10 protein-coding genes are annotated in these 6907 nt (G+C 50.7%); 3 read left to right on the top strand and 7 right to left on the bottom strand.

Annotated features, from left to right (window positions below; all coding sequences use genetic code 11):
* The 3 genes from V7028_RS00260 to V7028_RS00250 all read left to right on the top strand — a co-directional run.
* On the top strand, positions 1 to 365 hold a 365-nt coding region (locus V7028_RS00260; RefSeq protein WP_334118101.1), incomplete at its 5' end, for a magnesium transporter.
* Positions 366 to 377: 12 nt separating this feature from the next.
* The gene (locus tag V7028_RS00255) at positions 378 to 1733 is read left to right on the top strand and encodes a TIGR04283 family arsenosugar biosynthesis glycosyltransferase (RefSeq protein ID WP_334118100.1); all 1356 of its coding nucleotides are present in this window, start codon (positions 378 to 380) and stop codon (positions 1731 to 1733) included.
* A 47-nt stretch (positions 1734 to 1780) separates the two neighbouring features.
* Positions 1781 to 2533: a DUF3047 domain-containing protein gene (locus V7028_RS00250; RefSeq protein ID WP_334118099.1), complete on the top strand. Its 753-nt coding sequence runs from the start codon at positions 1781 to 1783 to the stop codon at positions 2531 to 2533.
* Here V7028_RS00250 and V7028_RS00245 read toward each other — a convergent pair whose 3' ends face one another.
* From V7028_RS00245 to V7028_RS00220, 7 genes are all read right to left on the bottom strand, one after another.
* Positions 2534 to 2869, bottom strand: coding sequence for a hypothetical protein (locus V7028_RS00245; RefSeq protein ID WP_334118098.1), 336 nt, complete (start codon positions 2867 to 2869; stop codon positions 2534 to 2536).
* A 139-nt stretch (positions 2870 to 3008) separates the two neighbouring features.
* Positions 3009 to 3344 (bottom strand): NlpC/P60 family protein, encoded by a 336-nt coding sequence (locus V7028_RS15280; RefSeq protein ID WP_442918659.1) that lies wholly within the window; start codon positions 3342 to 3344, stop codon positions 3009 to 3011.
* A protein-coding gene (locus V7028_RS00240) for an IS3 family transposase (RefSeq protein ID WP_442918658.1) occupies positions 3338 to 4461 on the bottom strand; the annotation gives its coding sequence in 2 pieces (ribosomal slippage) (positions 3338 to 4215 and positions 4215 to 4461; 1125 coding nt in all). Before V7028_RS00240 ends, V7028_RS15280 begins: the two co-directional genes overlap by 7 nt.
* A gap of 240 nt (positions 4462 to 4701) precedes the next feature.
* The gene (locus tag V7028_RS00235; RefSeq protein WP_334118096.1) at positions 4702 to 5184 is read right to left on the bottom strand and encodes an Hcp family type VI secretion system effector; all 483 of its coding nucleotides are present in this window, start codon (positions 5182 to 5184) and stop codon (positions 4702 to 4704) included.
* A gap of 3 nt (positions 5185 to 5187) precedes the next feature.
* On the bottom strand, positions 5188 to 5775 hold the full coding sequence (locus V7028_RS00230; protein ID WP_334118095.1) for a hypothetical protein: 588 nt from the start codon (positions 5773 to 5775) through the stop codon (positions 5188 to 5190).
* Positions 5775 to 6200: a DUF5675 family protein gene (locus V7028_RS00225; RefSeq protein ID WP_334118094.1), complete on the bottom strand. Its 426-nt coding sequence runs from the start codon at positions 6198 to 6200 to the stop codon at positions 5775 to 5777. The genes V7028_RS00230 and V7028_RS00225 overlap by 1 nt, the downstream gene beginning before the upstream one ends.
* Positions 6201 to 6285: 85 nt before the next feature.
* On the bottom strand, positions 6286 to 6897 hold the full coding sequence (locus tag V7028_RS00220) for a hypothetical protein (protein WP_334118093.1): 612 nt from the start codon (positions 6895 to 6897) through the stop codon (positions 6286 to 6288).
* Between the last annotated feature and the right edge of the window lie 10 nt (positions 6898 to 6907).

The raw sequence follows: 6907 nt of genomic DNA, 5'->3' as shown, positions 1-6907 counted from the left end.
ACCAGACCATGACCCTGATGATCCGCTCGCTGGCGCTGGGGCAAGTTACAGCGGCCAACTTCAAGCTGTTGCTGAAAAAAGAACTGGCCATTGCCGGCCTGAACGGCCTGGTGTGGGGCAGCCTTGCCGGCCTGGCCGCGTGGGGTCTGTATTACGGCACCCCGAATGCCGTGATGCTGGGTTTATTGATGACACTGGCCGTGATGCTGAACCTGTTGGTGGGTTCCCTGATTGGCGTCATGGTGCCCTTGGGCCTTGAAAAAATGGGCAGGGACCCGGCCATGGGTTCTTCGGTGTTGCTTACGTTCACCACCGACAGCATGGGCTTCTTCATCTTTCTGGGCCTGGCCTCGATTTTCTTTTAAGGCATGGGCAACATGCCATCTGTCTCGATAGTTGTGCCCGTGTACAACGAAGTACCGGGCCATCAAACCGATTCATTTTCCCCTCGCATTGAAGCCTTGCTTGAATTGCTTCGTTCGGGCGATGAAATTGTGCTGGTCGACGGTGGTTCCAGCGATTCAAGCTGGCCAGCCCTGTTGGCCCTGGCACAGCACCCACAAATTACTGCCATTCAAAGCACCAAAGGCCGCGCCCGGCAAATGAATGCCGGTGCAGCGCAAGCCAAGGGCGATGTGCTGCTTTTTTTGCATGCCGACACCGTGTTGGGTTTGGCAGCCTGGAATGCTTTGTTGGCTCAAGCCAGTTCCCGCGCCTGGGGGCGTTTCGATGTGCAAATTGAAGGCCAAAGCAGGTGGTTGCCAGTGGTTGCCTGGTTCATGAACCAGCGGTCGCGTTTGGGCAAAATTTGCACGGGTGATCAGGCCATGTTTGTGGGCCGCAATTTGTTTCAGCGTGTTGGCGGTTTTCCTGAGCAGCCCCTGATGGAAGACATCGAGCTGTGCAAACGTTTGAAGCGCGCGGCACCGGAATGTTTTCTGGCGATTCGTTCGCGTGTAGTAACCTCTGGGCGGCGTTGGGACACCTATGGGGCATGGGCCACCATTGTGCTGATGTGGCGTTTCCGCTTTCAATACTGGCGCGGTGTGCCACCCGCTGATCTGGCTCGGCTGTATGCCGATACGCGCGGAAAACTGCCGGTAATTGTTGCCGTGTTTGCCAAGTACCCGCAGGCGGGTCGCGTAAAAACCCGTCTGGAACCGCTGCTGGGTGCGCAGCAATGCGCAGCCTTTGCGCGTTACCTGTTGTTGAGCACCCTTGATAAATTGCAGGGTGTGAATGTGGCTTTGTGGACCGATGGTGGCACCGATGAAGAATGGGCAGCATTGTTGAATGGCAGGCCTGTGGCACGCCACATTCAGCCCCCGGGGCATTTGGGCTGGCGCATGCAAACCGCAGTGGAAACGCATCTGAAGCACAGCGAACTGGTGGTGTTGTTGGGGCCAGATGCAGTGCAGTTTACGTTTGCCGATTTGGGTAAATTGGAGCTGGCGGCGAAGCAGCACAACATTGCCTTTGTGCCCGCGCATGACGGCGGTTATGTGGCACTGGCCTGCGCCCGCTGTTTGCCGGCTGTGTTTTCTGAGTCAATTGACTGGGGCACACCGCGGGTTGCGGAACAAACCCGAATGATTCTGAGTCAACAACATCAACAGGCACATTGGCTGCTCCCCCAGATTGACATCGACGAACCCGAGGATTTGAAAAGGGCGATTGCAACCGGTTGTGTACCTGCCGATTGGACTGAACGTTATAAGAACGAACAGCCCTGAACCGAACCGGCAGCGAAGGATAAACAATGCGTGTGAATGGAAATCGAATGGAAATTACAAAGTACAAACGCCTGCCGCTTGTGGCATTCGGTGTGTTTGCGCTGTTCAGTGTGGTTGTTTTTGCATCACCTTCAAACGCGGCTGAACCTTTGAAGCCCTGGCCTGCGGACGTGGCTACCGGCATTCCCGCGCCCTGGAAAGCACAATACCACCCTGACATTGCGGCACACACACAGTTCAACCTGATCAAGCAAGGCGACAAAACCGTGTTGCAAGCCGATGCAGACATGGCGTATGGCACCTTGGTGCACCCGTTTTCCAAGCCCACTGTACTGAACACGCTAAGCTGGGAATGGAAAATGCTGACCCAACCCACCAAGGCAAATTTGCAAACCAAGGTCGGCGACGACGCTGGCGCGAAGTTGTGCGCATTCATACAGATTGACGAAAGAAAACTGGGGCTTGGAACCCGGCTGGCACTTGCTGCGGCGCGCACCGTGTCGGGTGAACGTTTGCCCGCCGCCACCCTGTGTTATGTGTGGGGCACCCCAGGTGAAAAAGTGGGGCAGCTGTTCGACAACCCCTTCACCGAGCGGGTGAAGAATATTGTGGTGCGGGATAGCGCCACAAGCAGCGAACTGATTGCCGAAAACCGCGACTTGCAGGCCGATGCGCGCAAAGCCTTCGGTGCCGAACTGCCTGAAGGGCCGGTGATGTTCACCGGCATTGCCTTGGGGGCTGATTCAGACAACACCAAGTCGAAAGCGAAGGCTTTGTTTGGGAAGGTTAGTGCGCGGTGATTATTCGTAAATCAGAATTGATGTTTCTTCGTCAATTGCAATTAATTGCCCAGAACCGTTTTGAATAAAGCGGTGGGATATTTTTTGACCTGCTGGGCCGCTGCACAGCACGTTGGCAACCAAAGGTTTGTTTGTTTTTACATCAAGTTCTTCCGGGCTAATATTCTGCAAAGGCGGGCGCCCGCTATTGATTTCTTTCAGTAGCGCATGAAGGTCAATTTCAGTTGTGTTCAGGTCGATCAGTTTTTGGCAGGCGTCAGCGGTGCCCGATGCCCACGCTGCTGCTCCCTTGAAATCGATTGGCTGGCCCAGTTGATTGTCCAACAGGTTTTTCAAAGCACTTGAACAGCCCTTTGGGCATTTGTAGGCACTTAGCTTCCAATTGGTTTTATTCAGGCCACCTGTTTTGATCTGATTGTTATCGCAGGCGGCTGAATAAGCACTGAAAAGCAGGAGTGACGAGAGCAATAACAGTTTAAGCGCGGCTTGCATTTGCGTGGTACAAGAAAGATGTTTGCAGGGATTTTGGCGACCCGTTTTTGTAACGACGGAAGTAGTGGGGGCGTGATGACCAATATGGGTTGTTTAGCTGAACTTCCCTGACCCCTTTTGACTGAGCACCAATCCAGAGTTTGTCAGAAACAACGATCCCGATGTGTTTAACTGCACCTTGATGCTCTTTGAAAATAATGATGTCTCCAGGTTGTGGGCTTTCAACCGTGTTGAACAAGTCGCTTTTTATGAAACCATCTACATTGGTCTGAAATTTCCCTCTGTAGTTGGGATGACCTGCCCGGGAATTTCCTACCACTGAGAACTTAACTTTCTGGTCTCGGTTGGTAAATCGCTTTTCAATCCTGCCACGAATTCATTCGGGGTCAGGTAGTTCAAACTGGAGTGCGGCCGGACTGCATTGTAATGCTGCCTCCAGTCTTCAATAATTACCCGTGCTTCAAGTCGATTTCGAAACCACTCCATCGACAGGCATTCATCCCTGAATTTACCGTTGAAGCTTTCGTTGGTACCGTTTTGCCATGGCTTGCCCGGATCAATCAACACGCTTTCAAGTTTCTCCTGTACGGCCCATTCCAGGAGCTTGGTGGCCACGAATTCCGGGCCGTTGTCGCTCCTGAGGTACTTGGGTGCTCCTCGCACACTGATCAGCCTGCTAAGCACATCAATGACTCGTTTCGAACGAATGCTGCCAGCCACATCGATTGCCAAACATTCCCGAGTGTATTCATCCACAACGGTTAGACATTTGATGGTTTGACCATTGGCACATGCGTCATACACGAAATCATAGCTCCACACCGTGTTGCGTTGATCAGGCATCTTGGGCCGCGGTGCAGCGCTGGCAATGGCTCTGCGTCGCTTCTTCTTTGCTGGTACTTGCAAGCCTGCCTGGCTCCAAAGCCTTGAACAACGCTCTTTGCCGATTTGCAGCCCTTCTCTTGCCAAGAACACTCGAATCCGTCTGGATCCAAACCTAGGGTATTGCCCCGATAGCCGCCTCATCACATCAATAATCGGCATGTCGCGACCTGGCATCTTGTGTTCGTAATACAAACCTGATCGGGCTACTTGCATCAGCGTGCAGGCACGTCGTTGACCCACGCCACGACCGATCGCGTAATGGGCCTGTTCCAGACGCGCCTGCACGCTCACCACTTTTTTCTGTTGATTTCCTTCATCACCTCAATTTCCAGATCACGGTCCACCAGCAGTTTGCGCAGTCTGGCGTTCTCAGTCTCCAGTGTCTTTAGGCGTCGAACTTCATCGGTTTCCAAGTCGCCAAATTTCTTGCGCCACGCATAAATTGTCGGTTCGCTTACGCCGTGGCGTTTGGCCACTTCCACTACGGTGTCTTTATCTGTTTCTCTCAGGATTCGAACAATCTGTTCATCGCTGAATCGGGCTCGTTTCATTTCGTCTCTCACTGCGTTGAGAGACCATTGTAGTTAAGTCACGCTGGATCGAAAAATCCGGGGCAGGTCACAAGCAGCATCAAATTCAATGGATCGAATGGTTGGTGCTGCTGTTTTCGGAAGGAAAAAACCATGTGCTGTCAGAAAATCGTTCAAGCCATTTCCGGTTGTTTAAGCCTTCGTGAATCTCAAACTGTCAGTTCGCGTCGTTTGCTGCCTCATTAAAAGCCCGTTATGAAATCAAGTGCTAATGTTTTCTGCAATCCGGAAACCACCTTCCACTTTGGCCAGCATACCGCCGCTTTCGGATTGTGGCGTGTAGATGATGCGGAACGAGGCGAATGTCAGGTAGACGGTTTCCTTAATCTGGTCGTTGCTGTTTTTGCCGCCTTGGCTAACGCGGTTTATCAGCACATCTTCCAGTTCAAAGCGCAGGTATTCCAGTGGTTTTTCACCTGCCTTGCGCACAATTACGCTGGCTTTTTCGAAGTGCCGCCCTGTGCAGCAAGCCTTGATTAAATTGGGCGTGGCCCGGTCAACAAACTTGGTCAAGCTGATGCTGTCAACTTCCACTTTTCCGCTTCCGCCACCTCGCCCAACATGCGTGGTGCCGGAGCTTTTCAGATCCCAGCCAATTGAGTCAATGTCGATGGCGTATTTGTAAACGTGGTCGGATGATTCACCGGTGATACCGGGTAGAACCAGGAAGAAATCGGTGCTCATTGATCAATCTCCACAGCGTTTTTCGTATTTGTAGCTTAACTTCATGGTGTCTGATTTGGCGGTGAACTTCGCCAAGGTGGCCTTATAGTAGCGACGATCACATTCAACAAAGGTTTGATACAGCGAGAGCTGGGCGGTTCCCTGAATTGATCGATTGAGCTGATTCTTGATAATTGACGCAGCTGTTTTGGTACCGAAAATCTGCGCCAATGCCTCACTTGGCGAGTTGATTTCAATTCGTTTTGGCAGATGGAATGGTTCTTCTGGATACAATGCCAAGGGAATTTTTTCGTATTCATCTGCATCGGGAACAAACTCAAGTTTCATGCGAATTTCTGACTCATCATCCAGCGTCCATTTGTACCAGAACACCTCTACTCGACCTGACAACACAAGCTGTCCTTCAAACTGATGCATGCCTGAGGTTTCTTGGCTGAGAGAATGAGTCAGATTTGAATTCGCTGGCATATGCACATGATCCGCGCGCGCGAATTCAGAAATATCTTGAGTTTGTGAATATGAAGATGGCAGGAAAATAAAACACTGAGCTATTAAAAGAACTGAGACAAACCATTGCGTTGAAATGCGCACTATTGAAAATCCTCAGAGATGATCAGCTTCGATTTTGATAGGTCGGTTGGTTCGAGCAACTTCATTAACTGATCAAATTTCAGTTTGCTGCCTTCCACTCGATTGACTTTTCGGCTTTGGCCTACGATCAAGCAGCCCTCTGTGTCTTTGGCGTCATTGCCAGGATGGATGAGAATCAATCGACCTGGGCTGACTTGTGCGTTGAAAAGTTTGGGCACTTGTTTCCCAAAACGACCGCCACGGTGCCACACCAAATTGTACTCTCCTACGGGAATTCGAAGCTGCATTCGGGCTTGTGCAGAAGATGGGCCTTTCTCCTCAAGAACGTACCCTTTCAGGTCAGTACCTTCAATATAGAAGTCAGAAATTGTTGATTCGCTTGTTTGCCAACGCCGGTTGACATAAATAATGTAACCCTCAGTCATACATGCTCCCGAATTTTTGAAAATGGAGCATAGCAGCTACACTGAGAAGAATAAAATCGCTACCTAACTAGAGTGACGAATTGGGTCACCTCCCGCATCCATGACCTTGCGGGATCGATGTCATTATGACTGGGGTAGACCTGCGTTTGAATGCCACTGTCTCACCATCGTAATGGCGTGCATTACATTCCATGTATGTGCTATAAACCGACAAGGTAATTCGGCCCTCGAATGACTGATTTTTCTTCTGTTTCATCATTTTCTTCGCTTCCTGAAAACCAAACATAAGAAGTAACGATTCAGCTTGTCGATGACCCAGATCACCCAAGCGAATTTTCATTTCCGATTTATTTTGTTCATCTGCGAACAATACGACGGGCAATTTACCCTGCGATTCGGTTGTGGGGTAAAAATCGAGGCCCAGTCGGGTTTCTGTCAACAAGTCGGTCGGGCTTTCTGCATCGATAACATGTTCATACCAGTACACATCAAGTCTTCCATCCAGTTCAACATGACCAAGAAACTCGAAAATATTGGATGCACAACGATTGGCATTGATTTTTAGCTGGCTTTCTGCCGGAATTTGGATGGATGGTTTTTCTTCTTGAGCAAGTACCCCAGGATCTGAATATGCTGTGGGAATGGCCCACAGCAGTTGAATTAAAAACCCGGCGAGAAAAATCGTTATTTTGATCATTGAAGCCAGC

Source organism: Limnobacter sp. (assembly GCF_036846585.1).
Classification (GTDB): domain Bacteria; phylum Pseudomonadota; class Gammaproteobacteria; order Burkholderiales; family Burkholderiaceae_B; genus Limnobacter.
The sequence above is the reverse complement of the archived record's forward strand: the minus strand, read 5'-3'. Positions and strand labels throughout refer to the sequence as shown.